Genomic DNA, 25,684 nt, shown 5'->3' with positions numbered 1-25,684 from the left:
GTCTTTTTCTTTTTTATTCTGTAACCTTTTTTCGATTTGCATCGTCTTATGAATAGAAACAAACGAAAGGCAGGAAAGGCCACCCTGCAATAGATAAAAAATAATAAACTTATGAGACGGATTATATTCGGGATCATGCTGCTGGGCTGCATGGTACAGGGAGCTTTTGCTCAAAATTTAGGAATAAAAGGTTTGGTCAGGGATAGTCAGAACAAAGAACCATTAGAGTTTGCCAATGTTGTGCTGCAAACAATGGATTCAATGTTTATTACCGGAACAACTACCGATGAAAAGGGCAATTTTGCTTTGGATAAGGTGAAATCAGGCGATTATTTGCTGGCTGTTTCCAGTCTGGGATATGAGACACAGTATGTCTCTTTGAAAGGATTTAATAAAAGTGTGACATTGGGTGATATCCCGATGGAGAATGCATCGGTTTCGTTAGACGGTGTTACGGTCAGTGCTTCGAATACGAGTAGTCGTTCCGACCGGAAACTGGTTTTCCCGTCCGATCGGCAGGTTAAGGCTTCTACCAACGGGATGGATCTGTTGCAACAATTGATGCTGCCGAAGATACAGGTGAATCCGCTGTCGAATGAAATCAAGATACCGGGAAATGGGGAAGTTCAACTTCGTATTAACGGTGTAAAAGTGGAGCTCGATGAAGTCAAGGCATTGCTCCCTTCCGATATTATCCGTCTTGAATATCACGACAATCCCGGATTGCGTTATGGCAATGCGGAAGTTGTGCTCGATTATATCGTTCGCCGTCCGGAGACAGGGGGAAGTTTTAGTGTGGATATGAGCCAGGGTGTGAATGCATTATGGGGAGAACATCGGGTTTCAGGAAAGATCAATCATAAGAAATCGGAATTCGGTGCTTCTTACCGGATCGGTCCGCGTGACTTTTACGGTCTTTCCAGAGATAATGAGGAGATATTCCATTTGGGTGACGGAACGGTTTTACACCGGAAAGAAGAAGGTGAACCTGCTCATGGCCGTATGTTCATGCATAATCTGAATCTGAATTATAGTGTACAGGATCAGGAGAAGTATTTGTTCAATGCCACCTTCCGCTACTGGAGCAATCATCAACCGCATTGGGATTACCGTGGTATTTTATCCAATCAGGAAAATCTATCAGACTATGTGGATATGGTCGATCTGAATAGTTCAGATAATCAGGTTCCTGCGTTAGATTTATATTATCAGCGTAATCTGAAAAACGATCAGACATTGGTCTTTAATGTGGTCGGAACTTATAATCGTACTTCCTCTCATCGCTTTTATCAGGAAAGCCGCGGTGAAGATTTGCTGACGGATATTAATAACCGGGTTTCAGGTAATAAATATTCAGTGATCGGTGAAGGTATTTATGAGAAAAAGCTGGGGAATGGGAACCGTTTGAGTACCGGAATCCGTCATACGCAGTCATTTTCTAATAATGAGTATCGTAACGGACATGATTATAATACCCGTATGAATCAGTCGGAAAGTTTTCTTTATGGCGAGTTTAAAGGAAAGGCCCGGAAACTGGATTATACTCTGGGGGTTGGTGTGTCACGTTCCTATTACAAACAGGATGGAACAGATGATTCTTATCAATATTATACCTTCAATCCGCGATTTACATTGCAATATGCTTTGCCCGGACAATCGTTTATCCGTTTGAGAGGTTATGTCGGTAATTCTTCTCCTTCTTTAGGAAATCTGAGTGCAATCGAGCAGGTGATCGATTCTTTGCAATTGCAACGCGGTAACCCGCAACTGGAAGCTTATATGCGTTATCGCCTAGCTCTTACTTATGAGTATCAGAAAGGAATCTTTTACACTAATTTAGACGGAGCCTATGAATATCTTCCTAATCCTATTATGGATGAAAAATACCAGGAAGGGAACAAGATCATTCAGACCTGGGATAATCAAAAGAACTGGCAGCGTTTGACAGGTTCGGCTATGTTCCGTATCGGACCGATCAAAGATATCCTGCAGTTTTCATTTACAGGCGGTGTGAATCATTATATCAGTAACGGGAATACTTATTCTCATCGGTATACGAACTGGTATTGTGAAGCACAAGCCTCTCTGACCTGGAAGAAGTTCATGCTGATGTATCAGATGAATACGAACTGGAACTGGTTCTGGGGTGAGACATTGGAAGGTGGCGAAAATATTCAGATGTTTATGGCGCGTTACAATCATAAGAATCTGTCGTTGGGAGTAGGGGCAATTAACCCGTTCTCTGATAACTATAAAGTAAAGACGGAAAACTGGAACCAGTATGCATCTTATAAAAAAGCGATGTATATCAAAGAAAGCTCACGTTTGTTCGTTGTTTCTTTAACCTATAATTTCTCATTTGGTCGTACCTATAAGGCTGGTCAGAAACGTTTGAACAATGCCGATAACGACTCCGGTGTGATGAGTACGGGTAAATGATATTCTTTGTATCTTTGAAAAAAATTAAAGATAAGAAAGTATGAAAGCAATTGAACCCGCTTTGATAAAGGATAATTTTATTGAGATTATCGGTAAAGAGTGGATGCTGGTAAGTGCCGGTGACAAAGACAAGTTTAACATGATGACGGCCAGTTGGGGCGGTGTAGGTTTCCTTTGGAATAAACCGGTTGTATTCGTATTCATTCGTCCGGAGCGTTATACCCGTGAATTTGTCGATGAAAAGGGATGTTTTACGCTCTCTTTTCTGGGTGAAGAGCATAAAGCTGCGCATAAAATATGTGGTTCAAAATCCGGACGCGATATAAACAAGGTCGCTGCGACAGGTTTGACTCCTTATTTTACAGAATTGGGAAATCCTTGTTTTAAAGAATCCCGCCTGACGTTGGAATGCAAAACGCTTTATGTAACAAAGATGGATAAGAATAGCTTTGTCGATCCGGCTTTGTATGAAAAATGGTACAGCGCGATGGCTGGCAATTTGCATAATGTATATGTGGCAGAAATATTGAATGCCTGGGAAAAGTGATTTTACCGTAATCCGAGTTCCCTGAGCATTTGCTCCGTATGGGTCAGAAAATACTTCGTTAACTGATAATGTTGTGTTTCCTCATACGGAGTAATATGTGCTCCATCCTCTTCTATGGAATAAATATCTGCATCCGGATAAGCCATGATGATCGGCGAATGGGTGGAGATGATCAATTGGCAACCTTGTGCCACCAGTTCATGGATCCTGACCAATAGTGCCAGCTGTCGTTGAGGCGAGAGGGCTGCCTCCGGTTCATCGAGGATAAAGAGGGTGTTTCTTCCTGCATAGTTCAGGAAAGTGCTGAGAAAGCTTTCCCCGTGCGATTGTTCCAGTAAGCGCCGTCCTCCGTAGGCTCCTAAAGAATAATCACGCCCATAATCTAATATGTCTTTCATCGATTTGGCATCGATTTCTGCGGCATGATCAAAAAAAGACTCGGCACGGAAGAAGAAATGGTCGAAAGGTTTCCGTTCTTCAATCAGCCGGATGCATTGCGGCAAAACGTTTGAATAGGATTTCCAAGCTTCTTTCCCGTCGTACAACATGCCTTGTTTGTTTTCATCCCGTTCTTCATATTTGAACATGATGCCTTCCAGCAGGGTCGATTTGCCTGCACCGTTTTCACCGACCAGAAAAGTAACCGGTTGCCGGAAAATAATTGATTCGATATAGCGTACGGCTGCCGCACGGAAGGGATATTTCAAATCTTCTACCGGTCCTTCTACTTCTGCCGGATTGGTCAGTTTTACTTGTTTGAGGTAAATCATAGTTTTCTTTTTTACAAATGTATATAAACTTCTTTGCTTATTCAAACGACAGATATGGTGTCAGCCTTTCCCTGTCGGCATCGGTGAACTCTTCGAGGAGCTGAAAGTTCTCCCAACCGGTCAGTTTACCTTTTTGCTTTCGTAATTGTCCGATGATGCGGGCCTGCCGGTAGTTGATGTAAGGATGTTTTTGCAAATCATTCATGGATACTTTATTGACAATTAATTGACAGATTAATGACAGATCTGCCGAAAACCACGATTTCATCGTATTGTATCGTTCTTCGTCGATCCCATATACTTCGTGAAGCTGGGAGACAGAGTAGAAGCCACCTAACAACTCTCTGTACTTAATAATCCGGCGGGCGAATGTACTTCCGATTCCGGGTACTTTTTTTAGAATTGTAGTATCGGCTGTATTTAGCTCGACTATGGTTCCGGCAGGATATTTTTCAGTTTTAGGAAAAGGCTTCCTTCCGAGTGTATTTTTAGTTTCTTTCGGATGAAATTCTTTTTTCTTCCGGGAGGAATTGTTTTTACTACCGGATGAGGGTATTTGCCATTTTCCTGTATCAGCGCCTTTTGCAATTGTATTTAAAGTTGTTTTAACCGGTTCTGTAACCTTTTTATTTTCATCGGCAAAATAGTCCGGTTTATTGTCCGTCACAAATAAGATGATCCAGGATATAGAGATCAGACAGAGTAGGAGAGTCAGGGCCCTACGTTCCCCTTTGGAAAAATAAAGTAAATCTCGCCAGTTCATAGTTGAGGTATTATATAAAATGAATACTCTGTTACAAAGATATAAGTTACTTGCCAATAAACAAGTAACTTATAGCGTTTATTTTTCAAAACAGAGCGGTAATCTTCTTGATCAGGCCTAGTTCGTTCAGGAAAATAAGTCCGATAGCTGCCGGGGCGATGTATTTGATAAAGAAAGCGTATGTATTGAAGAAATAGAAAGTAATTGTTCCCTTGTTTGTCAATTCTTCTTTCAGTACTTTCTTCTCGATCCGGAGTCCTACAAAGATACAGATCATCATACCTCCGATAGGCATCATTATTTTGGCTGTCAGATAATCTAACGCGTCGAAAAGGATCAGGCCGCCGATCGTGTATTCTTTAAGCAGACCAAAAGATAATGAGCTAAGAGCACCGATGATAGCGACACCTATAGATACGATCCAGGCTGCTTTTTTTCTTGTCATGTGGTATTCTTCGTGGACGTAAGCTGTAGCGACTTCATGCAAAGAGATGGTTGAGGTCAGTGCAGCCAGAGCCAGCAGAATGAAAAAGATGAATGACCAGATATTTCCAAACGGGAGTTGCTCGAAAATATTAGGAAGAGTAATAAATACTAACTCCGGACCTGCTGTCGGTTCAATGCCGAAGCTGAATACAGCCGGAAAAACCATGATACCGGCCAGTAATGCTACGAATGTATTCAGAACAGTTACCTGTATGGCCGTCAGCTGCAGGTTGGTATCTTTCCCGAAATAAGAAGAATAAGTGATCAGGCAGCCCATACCTATACTTAGTGAAAAGAAAGTCTGTCCCATCGCACTTAAAACGACGGAAGAGGTGATCTTTTCAAAATCGGGTTTGAACAGGAATGCCAACCCTTCGTCCACCCCAGGCAGAGTAACCGAACGGATACAGAGTATGAGTAATATAAGAAATAAGGCGGGCATCATGATTTTGGAAGCCCTTTCAATCCCTTTCTCTACACCGGAGACAATAATGAAATGGGTCAACGCGATAAAAACGATGGTCCATCCGATAGGGCGGAGTGCACTGGATGAAAATGTTTCAAAGTCTGTAGTGAATTCTGCCGTTGTTTTCCCGGACAACGAGCCGGTCATCGCCTGCCATATATATTCCAATGTCCAGCCGGAAACAACCGCATAAAAACCCAATATCAGGAAAGCTGCTAAAACCCCGTTGTAACCGATCAGCGACCATTGTGTTCCGGGAGCCAATTCTTTGAAAGCCCCTGCTGCATTTCTACGCGAATGACGGCCGATAAAAAATTCGGTGATCATGATAGGAAGTCCGAGTAAAACAGTACATATCATAAAAACAAGCAGGAAGGCGCCACCGCCATTCGATCCTACCATATAGGGAAAACGCCAGATGCTGCCCAAGCCTACAGCGCACCCGACGGTTGCTAATATTACTCCGATTTTACTGCCGAAAGTTACTCTCTCTTTATTTGCCATAAATAATTTATACTCTTTCTGTTTATTGTAAAACAACCCCGTCTTTGATATGTATTACGCGGTCGGTGTTTGCAGCCAGTTGTTCATCATGGGTTACGATAACGAATGTCTGGTGCATCTGGTCACGCAACTCAAAGAAAAGGCTGTGTAATTCTTCTTTATTTTTGGTATCCAGGCTCCCGGATGGTTCGTCTGCCAGGATCACAGACGGATTGTTGATCAGTGCCCGTGCTACGGCGACCCGTTGCTTTTCTCCTCCGGATAATTCTGCCGGTTTGTGGGTCATACGGTCTGATAGTTTCATGAAATCAAGAATCTCTTTGGCCTTTTTCTCGGCATTGGCTGCCTTTTCCTGCGCAATCAGGGCTGGGATCATGACATTTTCCAGTGCGGTAAACTCAGGTAATAGCTGATGGAATTGAAAAACAAAGCCGATATTTTTGTTACGGAAGGAGGCCAGTTCTTTTTCGGATAACTTGCCGGTTTCGGTCCCGTTAATGAACAATTGTCCGTTATCCGGTGTATCCAATGTTCCGATGATCTGAAGCAGCGTTGTTTTTCCCGCGCCGCTTGGACCGACAATAGCTACTATCTCGCTTTTATTAATTGTGAGATCGATGCCTTTCAGCACTTGTAAATTCCCGAAACTTTTGGTAATGCCCTGCGTCTGTATCATTTGATTATATATTTCTTATTACATAGGAAGCCAGATAACAGCCGAAAATAGCCGGCATATACGAAACCGTTCCGGTAGTTGTCCGCTTACATTGTTCATTTTCCACTTCTACCACTGCTTCCGGGTTGGCTATCTCGGTCGAAAAAACAACCGGGATTCCTTTGTTCAGTCCCATTCCCCGAAGACGTTTGCGTACGGCTTTAGCCAATGCACAGTTGCAGGTCTTTGAAATATCGGCTATTTTCACCTGCGACGGATCGAGTTTGGCACCGGCTCCCATTGAGGAGACAATTGGGATCTCATGCCTGTGAGCATAATATAATAAGTACACTTTCGGACTGAGTGAATCGATGGCATCCACGATGAAATCGTACTTTGTGGCAGAAAGAACTTCTTCTGTCCGCTCGTCACGCAGGAATTCATTGAGTACCGTCAGTTTTAACCGGGGGTTGATATCGAGTAAACGTTGGCCGACAACTTCTGCTTTCTGCATCCCTTGTGTGGAATGTAAAGCGGGCAATTGTCTGTTGATATTACTCTCATTCACCGTATCGGCATCGACAATGGTCATGCGTCCGATACCGGCCCGGCAGATCTGTTCGGCGGCATAAGCTCCGACGCCTCCTAATCCTACAACCAGCACATGACAATGCGATAAGTACTCCATCCGTTCGGCACCCAGCAAAAGTTCCGTCCGTGTGTTCCAATTGTAACTCATTAATATGTTTTTGAGCACAAAAGTAATAAATCAATCAGAAACCGCCTTTTTATTAGTCATCTTTTAACTATTCCTTTATTCTGGGCTTGTCCGGGTGATTAAAAAGCTGTAATATTGTGCGCTTAAATTTAAAATACGATGAAGATAAGACGCTATTTGATGCTGGTTGCAGCATGTACTTTCTTTTTAGGAAAAAGTTTTGCTGCCAATAATGAGAAACCGTTCGTGATACCTGAATTGCAGGAATGGAGAGGTGCCCAGGGAATGTTTACACCCTCTGCCACTTCCCGTATCGTTTGGTTGGGAAAAGATTCGGCTGTTGCCCGTGTCGCTAATCAGTTCGCTGAAGATTACGAAACTATGTTCGGGCGTAAACTGACTGTTGTACAGGGGAGAGCCTCTGCCGGTGACTTTGTTTTTTCATTGTCCGGCGACAGACAGTTGGGTGAGGAAGGTTATGCTGTAAGAATTGCAGACCGTGTAAGCATATCTGCTCCTAAAGCAAAGGGCTTATACTGGGCGACCCGTACAATCCTTCAGATGACGGAACAAAACAGTGATCAGGCATTGCCGAAAGGTGCTGTGCGTGATTATCCGGATTATGCGATCCGTGGTTTTATGATGGATTGCGGACGAAAGTTCATTCCGATGGATTTTCTGCGTGACTACGTGAAGATGATGGCGTATTATAAAATGAATACATTCCAGGTTCACCTGAATGATAATGCCTTCAAACAATATTATGAACATGACTGGAATAAGACCTATTCCGCTTTCCGTCTGGAGTGTGAAACGTATCCCGGCCTGACTGCCCGTGACGGTTATTATACGAAAAAGGAATTTATTGCTTTACAGGAGCTGGCGGATAGCCTGGGTGTCGAGATCATTCCGGAAATAGATGTCCCGGCACATTCTTTAGCTTTGACGCAATACCGTCCGGAAATTGGTAGCGAAGAATATGGAATGGATCATCTGGATTTGTTTAAACCGGAAACTTATCAGTTTGTCGACAGCTTGTTCCGTGAATATCTGGAAGGACGGAATCCTGTGTTCAGGGGCAAAAGAGTTCATATCGGGACAGACGAATATTCCAATAAAAAGAAAGATGTTGTAGAGAAATTCCGCGAATTCACCGATCATTATATCCGTTTTGTTGAAGGTTTCGGCAAGCAGGCCTGTGTTTGGGGTGCCTTGACTCATGCCAACGGCGATACTCCTGTTAAGTCTAAAAACGTATTGATGAATGCCTGGTATAACGGCTATGCAGATCCGAAGGAAATGATCAAACAGGGATACGATCTGGTCAGCGTTCCCGACGGTTATTTGTATATCGTTCCGGCTGCCGGTTATTATTATGACTACCTGAATACGGAGAAGTTATATAAAGACTGGACACCGGCACATATCGGAAAAGAGGTTTTCCCAGAAAAGCATAAACAGATCAAAGGCGGTATGTTTGCCGTTTGGAATGACCATGCAGGTAACGGAATCAGTACGAAAGATATTCATTACCGTGTCTTTCCGGCTATGCAGACACTGGCTGTCAAGATGTGGACCGGCAAAGACTGCAAGGTGCCTTATGAAACGTTCAATACTTCACGTGTCGCATTAAGCGAAGCACCGGGGGTGAATGTGGCCGGGCGGATCGGGAACAAACCGCGTACAGTTTATACTCAGGATGCTTTGCAGCCCGGAATGAAAACCGGTTTGAAAGAGATCGGCTATCAATATACTGTTTCTTTCGATATTAAGTCTGTTCCCGAAGCAAAAGGGACCGAGTTGTTCCGTTCGCCGGATGCTGTTTTTTATCTTTCCGATCCTGTTTCAGGAAAGCTCGGATTTGCCCGTGACGGCTACCTGAATACGTTCAATTATCAGTTTTACCCCGATGAAATGGCTTCAATTGCTATCAGCGGTGACGAAAAATCGACTCGTTTGTATGTGAACGGACAGTTGAAGGAAGATCTGACAATTCAGAAACGTTTCTTTAACGGAGGTAAGGATTCTATGAGTTATGTCCGTACATTGGTTTTCCCGTTGGAGAAGGCCGGTGATTTCAAGAGTACGATCACGAATGTGGAAGTATTGAATTATTGCAAGTGATAAATGAAAGAAGTAATGTTTTAGTGTAAAAGCTCTTTTTACACTAAAACATTGCATGGATAGCTAAAATCGTACCTGCAACCGTACCTGCATCATATTGATTCCGCATTTGCCTAATAATGAATACTTATCCATCCAGAGATGGGCGTAGTTCAGGCGGGAGGAAATATATGTATTGAAATAATAATTGATGCCGATAGATAGATCGTGCTGGCTTCCTCCTGTAATATGACTACTGAAATCATTCAGGTTCGTATAATTATAACGACAGGCCAAAAGTATCGAATGTGGTTCCTGTGGCATAACCGGTACGGCATCCAGTGTATCATAAGCATATTTGTTTCCCTTCAGCAGAAATCCTCCCAATATATATCCTCCATGAGCAGAGTAAGAAGGGCGGATATCCTTCTGATGGATTTTTGTATAGAGGAACTCTGTTTGCAGAAGCCACTTTTTCCGGAACAGGAGACATTCGATATTCGATTGGATCTGATCTTTTACGTGGTCGAACGCCAGGTCCAACGGTCGTGGGGAAGGAATGTAGGTAACTCCCTTACTCTTTAACCGGATTTGTTGCAGGCCTGTTTTCGTATCTTTGTCGGGAACTTTGAATAAGGCTCCCGCTCCTATATGAAGCAAAACTTCCGATGTGTTTAGCGGACGCCAGACCGCGCGCCCTGAGAAATTATAACCGGGCCTGGTCGTTTCGGAGAAACTGAGTCCGTCACCGCAAAATGCACCTGCAGATAAATAATAGGAAGGAAGGGAGCGGGTGTAGGATACACCGATCCGGCGGTCCGGATAAAATGTTTCTGACACATTAGAGGCTGTGTTGAAAACGAGATCGTTCGTACTGGTCGATTGGTCTATACTATAATAACCAAGCATATAACCGGCACGAAAATAATTCCCGTCTTTTCCATATTCGGTAAAGGCATCTTTCAGTGTTACCTTATTGTTTGCGAAGCCGACATCTATTTTGGTATACCAGTATGAATAGATACGGACTTTTGCCGCTAATCGTACATCGGAAATATGCGTACCGGCATGTAACGTTTTCGGGGAATGAATATATGCGCCACCGTCCAGGAGTAAACGCCCGGAAACTTTCCAGTCAATGGGAGAAGAGTCCGGCACAGCGAAAATCGGAATAGTAATAAGTAGAATAAGAAATAAGGTTGTTATTTGTTTCATGAAAAAAGTGTTCCTTTACAGTATGAAACTGTAAAGGAACGAAAAAAATGGAAAAAATTGAAGTGATATTGTAAAGATATTGGTTATAGACCGAGTTTGCATCTTTACTAATAAGACAAAAATTCAGATAATACCCCTATTGATAAACAAAAAATATTCTGGTTCCGATAAATATAAAAACAATGAAAGGGAAAGTCCGGATTTGACTCCAGTTCTTTCCCTCTCTTACTTAACCGACCCCCTTATTTCCCAATAAGTTTTATATAACAAATGTATGTCATTTGTCAGAATGATTTGTTTCATAAATCAAGCAAATTCAGTTGAAGGGCAGGCAAATTTCATCCTTTTTCTTTGTCTTTGGTTTCATGTCGGATACAGATTGCGTTTTCCTTTGCCGGTAGTTTTGGGAAAAATGCCAGGTTGTGGTAATAGTTTCGAATTCGGAGTATTTCCGAATGAGTCGTGGCTTGCCTATTTTTCTTGTTTGAGCGATTCGCGTAATTTTTTTATGGTGGTAGCAATATGAGCTTCGAGTGTTTTCTCTGTGTTGTTCTAATAATAAGGGCGTTTTTAACAATTGTAATATGTTTGTAATATCCGTGTAACACATGTGAAATATTTGTTTCAGACCTTTGTCGTCGAATATGTAACACTCATTTATGGAAACATTTTATCTGTTCCTCGTAATTTTCCTCTTTGTGCTGGCGGTGTTCGATCTGTCGGTCGGAGTTAGCAATGACGCAGTAAACTTCCTGAATTCTGCAATCGGTTCGAGGGCCGCATCGTTTAAAGTTATTATGGTAATTGCCGCAATCGGTATTTTTGTCGGCGCTTCTTTGTCAAACGGTATGATGGATATTGCCCGGCACGGGATCTATCAGCCGCAACACTTCTTTTTCTCCGAGATCATGTGTATCCTGCTGGCTGTTATGCTCACGGATGTCGTGTTGCTCGATATCTTTAATTCGCTGGGGATGCCTACCTCGACGACGGTTTCGCTGGTTTTCGAATTACTCGGTGGTACGGTAGCTATTGCCCTGGTCAAGATTGCTCATTCGGACGGGGCTTTGCAATTCGGAGATTTATTGAATACAGACAAAGCCTTTACGGTGATCCTGGCCATTTTCCTTTCCGTGGCGATCGCCTTTTTCTTCGGAACGGTGGTACAGTATATTTCCCGTTTGATCTTTACATTTAATTATAAGAAACATACAAAATATTTTATAGCTCTGTTTGGTGGCTTAGCTGCTACTTCCATTTTATATTTCATGCTGATAAAAGGGCTGAAAGAAAGTTCTTTTATGACCGGCGAATTGAAAGACGTTGTTTATAGTAATACGGATACGATCGTCTGGGGAGCCTTTATCGGTTTCACTGTCCTGATGCAGATCCTTCATTGGTTGAAAGTAAATGTATTTAAAGTGGTAGTGCTGATGGGTACGTTTGCTCTGGCTCTTGCTTTTGCTGGTAATGACCTGGTTAACTTTATCGGTGTTCCTTTGGCAGGATATTCTTCTTACATAGACCTGATGGCTCAGGGGGGAACGACGACTACCGATACGTTTTTGATGACTTCTCTGCTTGAACCGGCACAAACACCCTGGTATTTCCTGGTGGGGTCAGGGTTGGTGATGGTGATTGCATTGGCTACATCCAAAAAAGCACAAAGCGTGATCAAGACATCGCTCGATTTATCCCGGCAGACGGAAGGAAATGAAAGTTTCGGTACCTCTCCGGTTGCCCGTGTATTGGTGAGAACATGCAACAATACGGCCAGTACGTTGTTAAGTGTCGTTCCACCTCGTGTGAAGGATTGGATAGACAGTCGTTTCAATAATGATGAAATAATACTCGAAAATAAAGCCAGCTTCGATTTGGTCAGGGCTTCGGTCAATGTCGTTTTGTCCGGCTTGTTGATCGCGGTAGGAACTTCTCTGAAATTGCCCCTGTCTACTACTTATGTTGCATTTATGGTGGCGATGGGTAGTTCGTTGGCCGACCGTGCCTGGGGGCGTGAAAGTGCCGTTTATCGTATTACCGGTGTATTGTCGGTGATCGGCGGATGGTTTATTACGGCTGGTGCCGCGTTTACAATTTGTTTCCTGGTTGCTTTGTTGATACACTTCGGAGGCATTGCTGCTATGGTTGCAATGGTCGGTGTAGCCGTTTATATGTTGGTTCGCAATCAGATTGCCTATAAAAAGAGATTGAAGAAAGAGGCATTGAAAGAAGAAGTCAATACAACAGTTGCCAAATTGCGTGAAACTACCGACGGGCACGAAGCGCTTGCTTTGTTCCGTGAACATAGCCGTGAAGAATTGCAGTCAGTTTTGTTATTCACTGCCGATATGCTGGATAAATCGGTTCACGGATTTATGAATGAAAATTTGCGTGAATTGCGTAAAGTCCTGGCCGCTGTGGAAGAAAAGAAGATCCACCTGAAACAGGTAAAGCGGGTCGGAACGCTTGGCGTGACCCACCTGGATCATGATATAGCTGTTGAAAAAGGCTTGTATTATTATCAAGGGAATGATTTTGCCAGTGAGATTATATTCAGTATCCGCCGTATGACGGAGCCGAGTAAGGAACATGTGGATAATAACTTCAGTCCGCTCAACGATATCCAGAAAGAAGATTTTGGCAAAATGACGGAAAGTATTGTGGCTTACCTGAAACGTTGCGCCTCGATGATCGAAAAGAACGATTATCACCGTCTCGACGATGTGATTGCAGAATCTGTAGCTTTGACTAACCAGCTTACTGCTCTGAAAAAAGGTGAGTTGAAACGTATCCAGGGACAGAGCGGCAGTACTAAGGTAAGTATGGTTTATCTGAATATGGTGCAGGAAGCACAAAATGTCGTATCATTTACTGCAAACCTGATCAAGGTTAGCCGTAAATTCCAGAAAGAATAAGGAATAAAAACAGCACTTGGTCAAAATGGCTTATAGTGCTGTTTTCTAATTGAAATTATAACGGAAGAAGATGCCGGCTTTATAAGGCCAGCATCTTCTTCTCTTTTATCAGGTCGCTCTCATCCATGCGGAGAGAAGGGACGGTACACATTTTGATATAATCGCCGGTCTGGCAGGTATAATCGTAATAAGCCTGCTGTTCCGGGGTGAAATCTTCTTTAGCGATCAGGCCGCTTTTCATTGTCAGGAATTCTTCCGTATCTGTGTTTTCCGATTCTTTTATGAGAACGATCCGGCGGGCAACCGGATTCCGGTTGTAATCCAGTCCAAGGTACAATCCCCGTAATTGTCCGGGGTTTTTGAACATGGGGATTTGCAGGTAAAGTGTAACCAGGATAAGGGGCGGAACCGGGCTTTCGCTGAACAGGCAATAGAGATTCTGGGGATTCCCGTTTACACCGATGCCCCATTGTACTTCTCCGTAAGCATTCAGGCGTCCGATACGGATATGATCTTTATTGTCGGATAACGCGATCAGATAAGGTTCGCATTTCAGACAATCGGAAGAGGAAGAAAGGCTGTAACTGGCATAGACTCCGCAGATATCAGGCAGCTGGCGTGCGGAAAGAGACATTTCCTCGATAAGTGATTCGACAAAGGGGATCCCTTTTTGTGTATGCCGTTCTGCCGGTTCCAGTTCATCCAGCCGTTGCAAAGTCTCTTCCAGTCCTGAAAGCAGCCGCCGTTTGGATACGTTATTGACCAGCGACAACGCCTGATCGAGTGCCTCTTCCTGCGGCATCGTTTTACTTCCTTCAAAATAGGCAGGCAAAACTGTTGTGTAGAGCGATGACAACACACTGGGAGCCATTCCCACCCAGTCTGCTATCTCTTTCATTTTTATACCGCTGTTCCTTAAATATTCGATTCTTTTGTAGAGTTCCAGAAAATCGTTCATCATGTAATATCTTCTTAAATATGGTACAAAATAACGGCCGGGTTGTTGCATTTCCGTTACATGAATGTTACATAAATGTTTCTTTATAATTTATTGATATATCGTTATATATTAATAATATAGATTCATGCGTTCAGTAATATTCCTGTAATATCACCGGGGTAATTTTGCTACCGAAAACAAAATGACAGCATGATATGAATCACTTTTTGCAGATAAATGAAACAACCCGGAAACGCTTTTCCGATTTCCTTTTTATCCTTTGGGCGGGAGGTGCAGCTTTATTATCTTATTCATTGGTGTATGCACTTCGCAAGCCGTTCACCGCTGCTTCTTTCGAGAATGCGGAATTTTTTGATCTGGATTATAAGGTGGTAGTGACGATCTCACAGATATTGGGATATGTGATCTCTAAGTTTATCGGTATCAAACTGATCTCTGAACTAAGAGCGGAAGAGCGGTTCAGGTTTATCCTGACATCTGTATTGCTGGCGGAAGCGTCGCTGATCCTGTTCGGATTGCTTTCCACTCCGTTCAACGTGGCTGCTATGTTCCTCAACGGCCTTTCACTGGGATGTATGTGGGGAGTTATTTTCAGTTTTATAGAAGGACGCCGGGTAACGGATATTCTAGCGAGCCTGTTGGGAGTCAGCATGGTTGTCAGTTCGGGAACGGCCAAGTCGGTCGGATTGTATGTCATGAATCATTTACATGTCAGCGAGTTCTGGATGCCTGCATTGATCGGTGCGGTGGCACTTCCTCTGTTGCTTTTACTGGGGTGGGCGCTTAACAGACTTCCCAAGCCGACGAAAGAAGATATCGCCATGAAGTCTGAACGCGAAACATTGAACGGGAGACAACGCAAGGAACTTTTCAAAAGTTATATGCCTTTTTTAAGTATGCTTTTCGTGGCAAATATCGCTATCGTCGTTCTGCGTGATATTAAGGAAGACTTTCTGGTGAATATCATAGATGTTTCTGCCTATTCGCCCTGGCTTTTCGCACAGGTCGACAGTATCGTTACATTGATTATCCTGGGGATATTCGGTCTGATGGTTTTTGTGAAGGATAATTTGAAGGCACTGTCTGTCTTGTTTGGCCTGATCATGATAGGGATGGTTACGATGTCGGTCGTCTCTTTTGGTCAGCAGCAGTTCCGGCTTTCACCTATCGTATGGTTGTTCATCCAGAGTTTGTGCCTGTATATAACCTATCTGACATTCCAGACTATCTTTTTCGACCGTTTTATCGCTTGTTTCAAGATCCGTGGGAATGTAGGTTTCTTTATCGTAACGACAGACTTCCTGGGATATACCGGAACTGTTGTGGTACTTGTCCTGAAAGAATTTTTCAATCCCAATATCGATTGGGCACTGTTTTATAACCAACTTGCAGGTTATGTAGGCATCTTTTGCTGTATCACTTTCGCTTGTTCTTTTGTATATTTGCACCAGCGTTTCCGTAAGGAGACAGGTGTGACAGCCGCCAGGGAAGAGACACTTGAAGCCGTTTCGCAGAATGCCATCACCGTAGCCTGAATTTGATATGCCGGAATAAAAGAATAATTAGTATAAATAATAAGTTATGAAGAAGATTTCATGTGTAATTATGGACTGGGCCGGAACGGCCGTCGATTTTGGTTGTTTTGCCCCTCTGAACGCTTTCCTGAAAGTTTTCTCGGAAGAAAAAGGGATCGATATTACTTACCGTCAGGCACGTGAGCCGATGGGACTTCTCAAGATTGATCATATCAAAGCAATTCTGAACATGCCGGACGTCAGTGATAAGTTCCGTGCCCGTTATGGCCGCGACTGGAATATGACCGATGTAAATGAGATGTACCAGAGTTTCGAGAAACATCTGTTTGCTTCTCTGAAGAATTTTACCACGCCGATACCGGGCGTACTCGACACGATCAAATTGTTGCGCGAAGACGGTATAAAGATCGGCTCTACAACCGGTTATACACAGGCTATGATGGATGTGGTCCGTCCTGATGCCGCAGCCAAAGGTTACGAAGTCGATAACCTGGTTACCCCGGATGATGTTCCCGCCGGACGTCCTGCACCTTATATGATCTATAAGAATATGATCGACCTGGCTATCCCGTCTGTGGATAACGTCGTTAAGGTGGGCGATACGATTGCCGACATCAAAGAGGGCCTGAATGCGAAGGTGTGGAGCATCGGTCTCGTAACAGGAAGTAACGAGATGGGAATTACGGAGGAAGAATACAACCATCGCTCTGCCGACGAGCTGGTGGAACTGAAACGGGAAGTGCGTGAACGAATGCTGGCAGCAGGTGCCCATTTTGTGCTGGATAATATTACTGAACTACCTGCTTGCATTGAGAAAATTAATAGATAAAACAACGACATAACATATCCATTGAAATGAGAAATTATCTTTTACTGACTCCCGGCCCGTTGAGTACGTCACAGACTGTACGCGAAGCCATGCTCCAGGATTGGTGTACCTGGGATAAAGATTATAATGAAGGAATTGTAACTCCGATCCGTAAGGGCTTACTGGCTATTGCGGGACTGGACGAGAACGAATATACCGATGTGCTTTTACAGGGAAGCGGCACTTACTGCGTAGAAGCAACGATCGGAGCAGCCGTAAAACCGGCCGACAAGCTGCTGATCCTTGCGAATGGCGCATACGGAAAACGTATGGCACAGATTGCGGAATATTACCATATCGACCATGTATTGGTTTCTCTGCACGAAACGGAGCTGATCACAGGAGAAGTTGCCCGCCGTGCTTTGGAAGAAAATCCGGGTATCACCCATCTGTCTATGGTGCACAGTGAAACAACGACCGGTTTGCTGAATCCGATCGAAGAGGTAGCGGAAGTGATCCGTGGCAAGGGTATCACGTTTATCGTGGATGCGATGAGTAGTTTCGGAGGCGTGCCTATCGATATGAAGAAATTAGATATCGATTTTCTGGTGAGCAGTGCCAATAAATGCATCCAGGGAGTTCCTGGTTTTGGTTTTGTCATTGCAAAAAAAGAAAAATTGATGGCTTGTAAAGGGGTGGCCCGTTCATTGTCACTGGATATCTATGCACAATGGGAAACGATGGAAAAAGGTGGAGGCAAATGGCGTTTTACGTCTCCTACCCATGTAGTCCGTGCCTTTTACCAGGCAATGAAAGAACTGAATGAAGAAGGAGGCATTGCTGCCCGTTACGAACGTTATAAAAAGAATCACCGTACCTTGGTGGATGGTATGCGTGCATTGGGATTCAAGACATTATTGCCGGATGCTTCACAAGGGCCTATCATTACCTCTTTCTTATATCCTCATGCAGATTTTGACTTTCCGGCTTTTTATGAAGCCCTAAAACAGAAAGGTTTTGTTATTTATCCCGGAAAGATTTCGGATGCCGACACCTTCCGTATCGGTAATATCGGAGATGTCTTCCCACAGGATATGGAAAGATTATTGGAAGCGATAAAACTGACGCCTGTTAGATGACGGGAACGTCTGTTTCACAAGGATGAATAAACACAAAGCGGGCTCCGGCGGTATAGGAAGTATCCAGAAATATCTTGCCCGGCCCGCTTAAATGTTCAGCGATATAATAGCATATAGGAAGTCCCAGTCCTGTCCCGGCCCTGCTGTCATCCTGTTTTTTTAAACGTTTGAATATCTCTTCCTGTATTTCCGGAGGGACGCCCGTCCCGGTGTCGGTTACTGTTATGCGTACCTGTTTTCTGTCGGCCTCCAGGCTATAAGCTAGGTTGATCTCGCCTTTTTCTGTAAACTTGATCGCATTGGCCAGAAGGTTTGTAAGTAGCTGTTGCAAGCGCATGGCATCCGTTTTTATTATGACCTGTTCCGGAGCCGGATTAAATGTCAGTGCCACTCCTTCACGGACACTCTGCCGGATGCTGTCGAGAGCCTTCTGGCAACATTCAGCCAAGGGAACTTTCTGTAAATTGAAACTCATGTCGCCTGTCTTCATTTTCGACAGGTCGAGTACGTCATTTACCAATGTCAGCATCAAGTCCGTGTTATTTTGGATAATAGCGGAATATTCTTTTTTCTCTTTTGACTCGGTTGCTTCATCTATCAGTAATTCGGAGAAACCGGCAATTGCGTTTAAAGGTGTACGTATCTCATGGCTCATATCTGCGATGAAAGAACTTTTCATATAACTGGCTTCATCGGCTCGCATCGTTTCAAGTATCAGTTTCTCTTTTGACTCCAGCAAAGTGTCCTTTTCCTGTAATAAATCGTTTTTCAAACGTTGTGTCCGGCGAATGTAAATGTATAGAATATACAGAATTATTATTAATATGATGATCAGTGAGATAAAAAAGATCAGTTGATAATGTTCCTGACTGATCTGTTTCTGGTTGTTCTTTATTTTTTCTTTTAATACGATTTCGAAATTTATATCGTGTAAGGTGCGTAATTGATTGACCTGGCGCAGAAACATTTCACTGTTTCTTTTCGTGTTATAGGTATCTATTTCGTCATAGAGTGCCAGTATTTCATCTTGTTTACCTTGTTTTTTCAAAATATCGGCTTTCAGTTGTAATACTTCCGGCAAACGCTTTTCTTCCAATAGTTTGTCAATGTAATATAAGGCAGTAGAGAGATTGCCGGTTTGGGTATAATAACGGGATTTTACGGCCAGATAGACTCTGCAGGCATAGTCGCCTTCCACAAATTCACAGCCTTCGAAACGGGTTGCCATTTCGAGGGCTTCTTTGGCTTTATCTAATTTATTTTCTTGCAGATACAGGTCGGTATAAAAAGAATAGAGAAGCCAGTATTCGCGGTCAACCACATACAGGCTGTTGTTGGTGGCATTCAATTCATTTAGTTTGTCGATCAACTTTTTATAAGCAGCGAGCATTCCGGCTGTCTTTTCATACGCATCGGTTCGCAGGTTCGATTCTATCTGATAGGAGATTAAACGCAGTTCGGTCTCTTCGTCTCCTCCCAGTTGTTCCAATCGGTCGAGTCCATCCTGGAAAGCGACGACAGCATCACTGTCCCGGCGGATGGCCTGGTAAATCTGACCGAGGCATTCCGAGCAACGCATAAGTCCGTAATTTTGCTTTTTCTCTACTGCCAGTTGATATAGATCGGTTATGCGGTTCATGGATTCTTCATAATTGCCACTCCATAATAAATCCTGGCAATACAATGATTTAGCCCTGAACAATACGTCGGGGTACTCGTGGCGTTTATGGGTGATCGAGTCGATCTGTTGTACCCAGTAAGTTAAACTGTCGCTTCCGTTTTTCATGTTATAATAATAAACGGAAATTTCGGATAGAGCAGCATAGACGGCCTGGATGGAATCGATTTTTTCTGCTTCCTTTATTTGTTCTTTCAGATATACGACTTGTTCAGGTTTCTGTTCATGAAGCTTTGCGAGCCGGGATAACACGGGGATCGACCGGCAGGGAGAGGGATGCTCCGATAAAATACGGTTAAGACTGTCTATCTCTGTCTTGTGTTCTCTGATTGCTGAAGCAGGTAGGACGAAAAGTAACAATAAGAGTCCTGTTACTTTCCATATAGAAGGATGATATTTGAAAAAAGTATGCTGCATCTTCCTGGTTGTTATTGGTTTGTAAGTCCGATTGGATGGATAAAGACAAAGCGGGCACCAGACGTATAGGTGGAGTCTATGAATAAACTGCCTTTTAGCAGTTGGGCGATCAGCAGACTGATCGCTAATCCCAAGCCAGCCCCCTGGACAAATTCGTTTACTTTTTCGAACCGGTCGAATATGTGCGGATGCTTCTCAATGGGAATGCCGCATCCAGTGTCTGTTACCGACAACCGGATCTGGTGGAGATTCGGCTCTATTTCGAATGTGAGTCTAATTTCTCCGTCGCGGGTGAATTTGGCAGCATTTCCCAGTAGGTTTATCAGGATTTGTTTGAAACGCTGTTTGTCTGTGTTTAACATATACTGTTCGACAGGCGGGATAAATGTCAGTCTTACTCCGGGGAGTATAAGATGCTTTATTTCTTCTATGACTTCCCGGCAACAGGCTACGATATCATAAGCGTCTATGGCTGGTTTTACTCTACCGGCTTCCAGCAAAGAGAGGTCGAGTATGTTGTTTACTATAGCCATCAGCAGTTCGAAGTTGCTTTTGATTAATCCGGCAAATTCGTGCTTTTCCTCTTCTGAGTAGAAATCGTCTTCTTCACCTAATAGTTTGGAGAACCCGACGATCGCATTCAAAGGGGTGCGTATTTCATGGCTGACTTTCGCAATGAATGCAGTCTTTTGCCGGTCTGTTTCTTCAGCTTTTTCTTTGGCGATCTGTAATTGTTTTTCCAGTTCCACCAATGAGTCTTTTTCCTTTTGCAACGCATTTTTCAGTTTGTTGGAATGCAGGAAATAACAAACCAACAGGGATAAGAGGACCAACAATAACAGTGAAATCCACATACCCATTTTTACCAACTGCCGCTGTATTACCAGCTCATCGTTTTGCCGTTGTAATTCGAACGTTTGCTGTTCCTGATCGTTCAGGTCGTTTAATAGGCGGAGTTGGGAAATCTGGCGGTCGAATGCCTCTGTTTTTATCTGTGCATCCAAAGTGAACAGGTCTTCATAAGTTGCTATTGCGTTGGCTTTTTGTCCGTCGGCAAGCAGAATCTCGATCTTTAGTTTCAGGTAATTGGGCTGTACTTCAACATCCAATCCCTTGTCGATCTCTTCAAGTGCCTTTTGGTAATCTTTTGTTTTGAGATGGTACAGAGCTTTTATGCGATAATAGGGATATTTCATGTTTTCTTCGGTCGAGTTAACCGCATATTTATCAGCTTCTTTAATATATTTTCCGGCTTTGTCGAGCTGTCCCATTTTCATATATAATTCAGCATAATAACTGTTGACAAGCCACCGATGCCATACCGATCGGTAAGGGATTCCTCTCGTCTTGTAATATTTGCTTGCGATCTGATACAGTTCGTTGTATCTGTCCAGTATTTGCCTGGATTCAGCCAATAGGTTTTCTTCCAAAAACGAAGGGAGCATCTCCGATATATATTGTATCTCATAAACCGGATTGTCTTCTAGTTTATGTAAGTAATCCAGCCCTTTTCGGTATGCAATAACGGCATCTTTGTTTCGGTCCATAGCCTGATAGGCAAATCCGATACTTTGGTATCCCATCATTAACCCATAGTCATTCTGAGCTTTTCTGGCATCATTCAACAATTTGAATGCTTCACTGATAGCCAGCTCATAATTTAATATACCCTGATAATATTTACATAATATAATCCTTACCTGAAAATATTCAGGAGGTGTTGCTTCGTGTTGCTGACAGATCGAGTCTAGTAGATTCTTCATGAAGATTAAACTGTCTAACTGAGAATTGTTGAAATAGTAGCGGCATAATCTTGAGTATCCATCGTAAACATATTGCATGGAGTCGAGTTTTGTGGATAAATCGATCTGTTCTTTAAGAAAAGAAACTTCTTCGGGTTGCTGCCAGTAAAGGCGGGCTAAATGAGATAAAAGAGGCAATTTTCGAGCCGGGTCTTTCGTGTTTTTCAGGACATTGCATAAGCTGTCAGTCAGGGCCCGGTCTATCTCTGCTCTCAACTGTGTGCAAGAGAATAATCCTGTCATTATAATTAGCAATATCGTTGAAATCTTTTTTGTCATAGGTTACTGTTGAAGACAAATCTTTATTCGTCTTGAAAAACAACACTACAAAGATAATATTTTTGATGTAAAAGGTCTGTAGATAGAGTTAAAAGCTTTATTTTATGTTGTCTTTGGATATTTTCCAGTATATATTGCCGAATAGTATTATTTTTATACCGTAATTAAAAATAAATCAGCAAAAAGAGTAGATACTTAATATTTTTGATTACGTTTGTATCCATTAATATTCAACTAATCTGAGATTTTACCAAGAGAATTTTTTTAACAAAGGTTGTACTTTAATTAATAAAAGCAAATGAAACGGTCAGATTTAATTGCAGCTATAGCTGCTGAAAGTGGTTGTAGTAAAAAAGATGTAGATGCAATGCTCGAAGCATTTTGTTCTGTTGCGACTGATGCACTTCGTCAGAGAGACCCGATAGTACTGAAAGGTTTTGGTACTCTTTCTCCAAGAGAGCAGAATAGTCGTCCGGCCCGCAACCCCAAAACAGGTGAGGTTGTTGTCATCCCGAAACGTCTGAGTGTGAAATTCAGCGTCGGTAAATATCTTTTTGAAGATCTGAACAAGTAACTGCTATGAATGGCGGACGGAATCGCGCAAAATAAGTATTCCTTCCGGTCCCATATTAAATAGTAAGTCTACGATACTTAAGTTGGGGAGGAATCCGAATTTATCCCGGAATACCTGGTAATAGGGTTGCGGGATGAAGTCTGGATCTTCCCCTTCGTGTTTCGGGCGGATGATCTCCCGGAAATCGTTCGCTACTTCCGGCATATATGTTTCCGTATAGACAATGTTCGGCTGCAAATCCAGTAAACGGCAAACCAACCTGCGTAACTCTTCATTGAAGTCGAATAGGAAATCAAATTTCTTTTCATAAAACGGGGCGAACTCTTCTTCATAATATTCAAAGAAAGGACTCATATTATAAGCAGATATTAACGCATTCCAGTGGAGATGGCGCCAGTTCCCATGATCGGATATGCGGATATCCTTTGTCGGACATTTCGGAGTGTCGGGCTTGATAATAGGAACGGAAAGCGATAGCGGACCGTTGGCGGCTGCTATTGTACAGCGGTTGCGATAGGTTTGTTTCAGGTAGTTTTCGGCTGTTTCTATTCGTACTTCCTCAAATTGGAAAAGTTTACAGTATTGTTGTACCGGGCCCAGGTAGGCCGATGAAATATATACAGGTTGCATGATTAGTTTACGGGTTTAAAAATTCGTTGCCTGTCTTTGCTATACCAGCAGAACCAGGCGTTTCCTATGATATGGTCGCGGGGGATGAATCCCAGATGGCGGGAGTCTATCGCTTCGTTGGTATTGTCCGAAAGCATCCAGTAATAATCCTGATCGAAGAAGAAGAAATCTGTTTCCCGGCCGTCGAGAAATAATTTCCCGTTGTGGAATACCGCTTTGTCGCCGGCTTCAGTCTGGATTGCTTCACGGCAGGCAGTTAATGCGGCTGCATCGAGCCGGTAAACTCTACCTTTCCGGGGAACGATCAGTTCATAACTATCCGTATGGTCTTTTATAAAATGGATATTGGTGTCTTCCGATAACTCCTCCCTGATCTGATATTCTTCGAAAGAGGTGAGGTAGAGGGAGAAGCCGAATGCCTCTTCTTTCCATTCCCTGATGGGTATATTCAGTTTCTTCTGTACGGCTGATAACTCGTTCTGCCCGGCCTTCGTCACCATATAACGGTTGAGCGATTGGGGGGAATGAGGGATCAGTTTGCCGTTGACCCGATAGCCATCGTTGCCGACACGGATCGTATCGCCGGGCATACCGATACAACGACTCAGGAATAAAGGGTTTGAAACGGTATCTTTCAGCAACGGGCTGGTGAATAAAACCACCCTGTTACGTCCGGGATTATCTTTCAACGGCAACTTGTTGACCAGGATATAATCGCCTTTATGTAATGCAGCCTCCATAGAATCGGTCGATACACGGAATGACTCCATACAATAGTAACGGACTGCCATAACGCCTCCAGCCAGCAACGCAATCGTAGCCAGCCATTTTACAGCAGATATGAAGGTCTGTTTTGCCATAGAATCAATATGTCAACTATCAATCCGGGTGCACCATGCGGAACAGGCGGTTCCAGCGGATACCACCATCGAACAGGCTACGGTCTTTATCCAGTGACAACCAGATCAGGATCGGTTTTCCTACGATATGATCTTCCGGAACGAATCCCCACGAACGGCTGTCGGCACTGTTATGGCGGTTATCACCCATCATCCAGTAATAATCATATTTGAATGTATAGTCTGTCTCCGGTTTGCCATTGATATAATAGGTACCGTCTTTTACTTCCAGTGTATTGTTTTCGTAATTCTTGATGCAACGGCCATACAGGGCGATGTTACGTTCGTTCAGTGGAATTGTCGCTCCTTTTTTCGGTATCCATAGCGGACCGAAGTTGTCACGTGACCAACCGGTTTTATACCAGGCCGGATAAGTCGATCCCGACCAGGCATCCGGCTCGATAACGATCTTTTTCACAGAAGGTAGTTTCTCTGCAATGGCCAGCGCCTTCTTGGTGAGCGGTAAATGATAAACCGGGTTGAACTGTCCGGGTGCGATCGGCTCGAAACCGAGGAATGACATCAGATCCTGGAAATACCCGTTGTTGGAGGCCAGTATCCGGTCGCTTTTGCTTACCTCCATCAGGCGGAATTGTTCCTCCGTAAGAGGCGAACCGTCTGTTTCAACAAAGTAGTTAAACTGCATGTTCTCCGGATTCTTGGCGGGTTTTCCATCGATATATACCTGATTGTTACGTAGCTCGATCGTGTCGCCCGGTAGACCGATACAACGTTTTACATAATTCTCACGTTTATCTACGGGGCGATAAATGACATCTCCGAATGTCTTTTTATCCAGCCGGATGGCTTCACGTCCGTACTGGGCAACCAGTTCGTCGTAGCTCGGATTCTGTACATTCAGGGCAACTGTGTCACCAGCCGGGAAGTTAAACACTACGATATCGTTACGTTTTACATGTCCAAAACCCTTTACACGTTTATACCCCCATTCCGGCCAGTCCAGATACGACTTGCAGTTGAAGAACGGCAGTGTGTTTTGTACCAACGGAAATGATAACGGCGTGTTCGGTACGCGCGGACCGTAGCTCAACTTGCTCACGAACAGATAATCGCCCACAAGCAACGATTTCTCCAGCGAAGAACTCGGGATCTGGTAGTTCTGGAAGATGAACAGATTGATGAAATAAACGGCGATCAGTGCGAACAGGATATCGTCCACCCATTCCAATGCATTCCGTACACTCGGGTTCTTCGACCGTTTCCAGGCGCCCCAGGGAATGTATTTTGTCAGGAAGATATCCACCAGCACGATCAATCCCAGCAACAACCAGAGGTTCTGCATCCAGATCGAAAAGAGTATATACAATACGGCTGAGATGCCGAACTTGATCCATTGTTTCTTGGAAAACTTTTTCATTTG

Annotated in this window: 20 protein-coding genes; 8 read left to right on the top strand and 12 right to left on the bottom strand. The window is 43.5% G+C overall.

From position 1 onward, the window contains the following. Window positions 1–111: 111 nt before the first annotated feature. Window positions 112–2,439, top strand: a complete 2,328-nt coding sequence (locus tag DWW23_RS12030) for a TonB-dependent receptor (protein WP_122353523.1) — start codon at window positions 112–114, stop codon at window positions 2,437–2,439. 40 nt (window positions 2,440–2,479) lie between these two features. Then, window positions 2,480–2,986 carry a flavin reductase family protein gene (locus DWW23_RS12025; protein WP_122353522.1) on the top strand — a complete coding sequence of 169 codons (507 nt, stop codon included), beginning with the start codon at window positions 2,480–2,482 and terminating at the stop codon, window positions 2,984–2,986. Between the two features lie 2 nt (window positions 2,987–2,988). Here DWW23_RS12025 and DWW23_RS12020 read toward each other — a convergent pair whose 3' ends face one another. The 5 genes from DWW23_RS12020 to DWW23_RS12000 all read right to left on the bottom strand — a co-directional run bounded on the left by DWW23_RS12020 (window position 2,989) and on the right by DWW23_RS12000 (window position 7,369). Continuing rightward, window positions 2,989–3,756 (bottom strand): AAA family ATPase, encoded by a 768-nt coding sequence (locus tag DWW23_RS12020; RefSeq protein WP_122353521.1) that lies wholly within the window; start codon window positions 3,754–3,756, stop codon window positions 2,989–2,991. A gap of 37 nt (window positions 3,757–3,793) precedes the next feature. Continuing rightward, window positions 3,794–4,519, bottom strand: a complete 726-nt coding sequence (locus DWW23_RS12015; RefSeq protein ID WP_122353520.1) for a helix-hairpin-helix domain-containing protein — start codon at window positions 4,517–4,519, stop codon at window positions 3,794–3,796. An 85-nt stretch (window positions 4,520–4,604) separates the two neighbouring features. Continuing rightward, window positions 4,605–5,975, bottom strand: coding sequence for a sodium-dependent transporter (locus DWW23_RS12010; RefSeq protein WP_122353589.1), 1,371 nt, complete (start codon window positions 5,973–5,975; stop codon window positions 4,605–4,607). 22 nt (window positions 5,976–5,997) lie between these two features. Then, the gene (locus DWW23_RS12005) at window positions 5,998–6,651 is read right to left on the bottom strand and encodes an ABC transporter ATP-binding protein (RefSeq protein WP_122353519.1); all 654 of its coding nucleotides are present in this window, start codon (window positions 6,649–6,651) and stop codon (window positions 5,998–6,000) included. A 4-nt stretch (window positions 6,652–6,655) separates the two neighbouring features. Next, window positions 6,656–7,369 (bottom strand): ThiF family adenylyltransferase, encoded by a 714-nt coding sequence (locus DWW23_RS12000; protein WP_122353518.1) that lies wholly within the window; start codon window positions 7,367–7,369, stop codon window positions 6,656–6,658. A 138-nt stretch (window positions 7,370–7,507) separates the two neighbouring features. Between DWW23_RS12000 and DWW23_RS11995 the strand changes: the two genes are divergently transcribed. Then, the gene (locus DWW23_RS11995; protein ID WP_122353517.1) at window positions 7,508–9,472 is read left to right on the top strand and encodes a family 20 glycosylhydrolase; all 1,965 of its coding nucleotides are present in this window, start codon (window positions 7,508–7,510) and stop codon (window positions 9,470–9,472) included. A 63-nt stretch (window positions 9,473–9,535) separates the two neighbouring features. Here the strand turns inward: DWW23_RS11995 and DWW23_RS11990 are convergent, their stop codons facing one another. After that, on the bottom strand, window positions 9,536–10,666 hold the full coding sequence (locus DWW23_RS11990) for an OprO/OprP family phosphate-selective porin (RefSeq protein ID WP_122353516.1): 1,131 nt from the start codon (window positions 10,664–10,666) through the stop codon (window positions 9,536–9,538). Between the two features lie 659 nt (window positions 10,667–11,325). On the opposite strand from DWW23_RS11990, the gene DWW23_RS11980 reads away from it, so the two are divergent. Further along, window positions 11,326–13,581, top strand: coding sequence for an inorganic phosphate transporter (locus DWW23_RS11980; RefSeq protein ID WP_122353514.1), 2,256 nt, complete (start codon window positions 11,326–11,328; stop codon window positions 13,579–13,581). A 79-nt stretch (window positions 13,582–13,660) separates the two neighbouring features. Here the strand turns inward: DWW23_RS11980 and DWW23_RS11975 are convergent, their stop codons facing one another. After that, on the bottom strand, window positions 13,661–14,539 hold the full coding sequence (locus DWW23_RS11975) for a hypothetical protein (RefSeq protein WP_187576543.1): 879 nt from the start codon (window positions 14,537–14,539) through the stop codon (window positions 13,661–13,663). A gap of 197 nt (window positions 14,540–14,736) precedes the next feature. Between DWW23_RS11975 and DWW23_RS11970 the strand changes: the two genes are divergently transcribed. Genes DWW23_RS11970 through phnW form a run of 3 tightly spaced genes read left to right on the top strand, consistent with a single transcriptional unit; the run spans window position 14,737 to window position 18,024 of the window. Further along, window positions 14,737–16,077: a DUF5690 family protein gene (locus DWW23_RS11970; protein WP_122353512.1), complete on the top strand. Its 1,341-nt coding sequence runs from the start codon at window positions 14,737–14,739 to the stop codon at window positions 16,075–16,077. 46 nt (window positions 16,078–16,123) lie between these two features. Continuing rightward, window positions 16,124–16,906: a phosphonoacetaldehyde hydrolase gene (phnX, locus tag DWW23_RS11965; RefSeq protein ID WP_122353511.1), complete on the top strand. Its 783-nt coding sequence runs from the start codon at window positions 16,124–16,126 to the stop codon at window positions 16,904–16,906. A gap of 26 nt (window positions 16,907–16,932) precedes the next feature. Further along, window positions 16,933–18,024: a 2-aminoethylphosphonate--pyruvate transaminase gene (gene phnW, locus DWW23_RS11960; protein WP_122353510.1), complete on the top strand. Its 1,092-nt coding sequence runs from the start codon at window positions 16,933–16,935 to the stop codon at window positions 18,022–18,024. Here phnW and DWW23_RS11955 read toward each other — a convergent pair. Both DWW23_RS11955 and DWW23_RS11950 read right to left on the bottom strand, forming a co-directional pair. Beyond that, window positions 18,017–20,119 carry a HAMP domain-containing sensor histidine kinase gene (locus DWW23_RS11955; RefSeq protein WP_122353509.1) on the bottom strand — a complete coding sequence of 701 codons (2,103 nt, stop codon included), beginning with the start codon at window positions 20,117–20,119 and terminating at the stop codon, window positions 18,017–18,019. The genes phnW and DWW23_RS11955 overlap by 8 nt on opposite strands. Window positions 20,120–20,130: 11 nt before the next feature. Continuing rightward, window positions 20,131–22,164, bottom strand: a complete 2,034-nt coding sequence (locus DWW23_RS11950) for a HAMP domain-containing sensor histidine kinase (protein WP_158583177.1) — start codon at window positions 22,162–22,164, stop codon at window positions 20,131–20,133. Between the two features lie 334 nt (window positions 22,165–22,498). Between DWW23_RS11950 and DWW23_RS11945 the strand changes: the two genes are divergently transcribed. Continuing rightward, window positions 22,499–22,774, top strand: a complete 276-nt coding sequence (locus DWW23_RS11945) for an HU family DNA-binding protein (RefSeq protein WP_122353507.1) — start codon at window positions 22,499–22,501, stop codon at window positions 22,772–22,774. A gap of 3 nt (window positions 22,775–22,777) precedes the next feature. On the opposite strand, the gene DWW23_RS11940 is transcribed toward DWW23_RS11945, so the two are convergent. The 3 genes from DWW23_RS11940 to DWW23_RS11930 are packed head-to-tail and all read right to left on the bottom strand — an operon-like array spanning window position 22,778 to window position 25,681. Continuing rightward, the gene (locus DWW23_RS11940) at window positions 22,778–23,404 is read right to left on the bottom strand and encodes a WbqC family protein (RefSeq protein WP_122353506.1); all 627 of its coding nucleotides are present in this window, start codon (window positions 23,402–23,404) and stop codon (window positions 22,778–22,780) included. A 2-nt stretch (window positions 23,405–23,406) separates the two neighbouring features. Continuing rightward, on the bottom strand, window positions 23,407–24,264 hold the full coding sequence (gene lepB, locus DWW23_RS11935; RefSeq protein WP_122353505.1) for a signal peptidase I: 858 nt from the start codon (window positions 24,262–24,264) through the stop codon (window positions 23,407–23,409). 19 nt (window positions 24,265–24,283) lie between these two features. Then, window positions 24,284–25,681, bottom strand: coding sequence for a S26 family signal peptidase (locus DWW23_RS11930; protein WP_122353504.1), 1,398 nt, complete (start codon window positions 25,679–25,681; stop codon window positions 24,284–24,286). Window positions 25,682–25,684 lie beyond the last annotated feature (3 nt).

It is taken from the genome of Parabacteroides sp. AF14-59, from assembly GCF_003479515.1.
Lineage (GTDB): Bacteria > Bacteroidota > Bacteroidia > Bacteroidales > Tannerellaceae > Parabacteroides > Parabacteroides faecis.
Note: the sequence above shows the minus strand (reverse complement) of the source record. Positions and strands in the feature narration are given on the sequence as shown.

Coding starts and splice junctions, on each gene's coding strand:
- DWW23_RS12030 (WP_122353523.1), top strand. CDS start 112: ATGAGACGGATTATATTCGGGATCATGCTGCTGGGCTGCATGGTACAG.
- DWW23_RS12025 (WP_122353522.1), top strand. CDS start 2,480: ATGAAAGCAATTGAACCCGCTTTGATAAAGGATAATTTTATTGAGATT.
- DWW23_RS12020 (WP_122353521.1), bottom strand. CDS start 3,756: ATGATTTACCTCAAACAAGTAAAACTGACCAATCCGGCAGAAGTAGAA.
- DWW23_RS12015 (WP_122353520.1), bottom strand. CDS start 4,519: ATGAACTGGCGAGATTTACTTTATTTTTCCAAAGGGGAACGTAGGGCC.
- DWW23_RS12010 (WP_122353589.1), bottom strand. CDS start 5,975: ATGGCAAATAAAGAGAGAGTAACTTTCGGCAGTAAAATCGGAGTAATA.
- DWW23_RS12005 (WP_122353519.1), bottom strand. CDS start 6,651: ATGATACAGACGCAGGGCATTACCAAAAGTTTCGGGAATTTACAAGTG.
- DWW23_RS12000 (WP_122353518.1), bottom strand. CDS start 7,369: ATGAGTTACAATTGGAACACACGGACGGAACTTTTGCTGGGTGCCGAA.
- DWW23_RS11995 (WP_122353517.1), top strand. CDS start 7,508: ATGAAGATAAGACGCTATTTGATGCTGGTTGCAGCATGTACTTTCTTT.
- DWW23_RS11990 (WP_122353516.1), bottom strand. CDS start 10,666: ATGAAACAAATAACAACCTTATTTCTTATTCTACTTATTACTATTCCG.
- DWW23_RS11980 (WP_122353514.1), top strand. CDS start 11,326: ATGGAAACATTTTATCTGTTCCTCGTAATTTTCCTCTTTGTGCTGGCG.
- DWW23_RS11975 (WP_187576543.1), bottom strand. CDS start 14,539: ATGAACGATTTTCTGGAACTCTACAAAAGAATCGAATATTTAAGGAAC.
- DWW23_RS11970 (WP_122353512.1), top strand. CDS start 14,737: ATGAATCACTTTTTGCAGATAAATGAAACAACCCGGAAACGCTTTTCC.
- phnX (WP_122353511.1), top strand. CDS start 16,124: ATGAAGAAGATTTCATGTGTAATTATGGACTGGGCCGGAACGGCCGTC.
- phnW (WP_122353510.1), top strand. CDS start 16,933: ATGAGAAATTATCTTTTACTGACTCCCGGCCCGTTGAGTACGTCACAG.
- DWW23_RS11955 (WP_122353509.1), bottom strand. CDS start 20,119: ATGCAGCATACTTTTTTCAAATATCATCCTTCTATATGGAAAGTAACA.
- DWW23_RS11950 (WP_158583177.1), bottom strand. CDS start 22,164: ATGACAGGATTATTCTCTTGCACACAGTTGAGAGCAGAGATAGACCGG.
- DWW23_RS11945 (WP_122353507.1), top strand. CDS start 22,499: ATGAAACGGTCAGATTTAATTGCAGCTATAGCTGCTGAAAGTGGTTGT.
- DWW23_RS11940 (WP_122353506.1), bottom strand. CDS start 23,404: ATGCAACCTGTATATATTTCATCGGCCTACCTGGGCCCGGTACAACAA.
- lepB (WP_122353505.1), bottom strand. CDS start 24,264: ATGGCAAAACAGACCTTCATATCTGCTGTAAAATGGCTGGCTACGATT.
- DWW23_RS11930 (WP_122353504.1), bottom strand. CDS start 25,681: ATGAAAAAGTTTTCCAAGAAACAATGGATCAAGTTCGGCATCTCAGCC.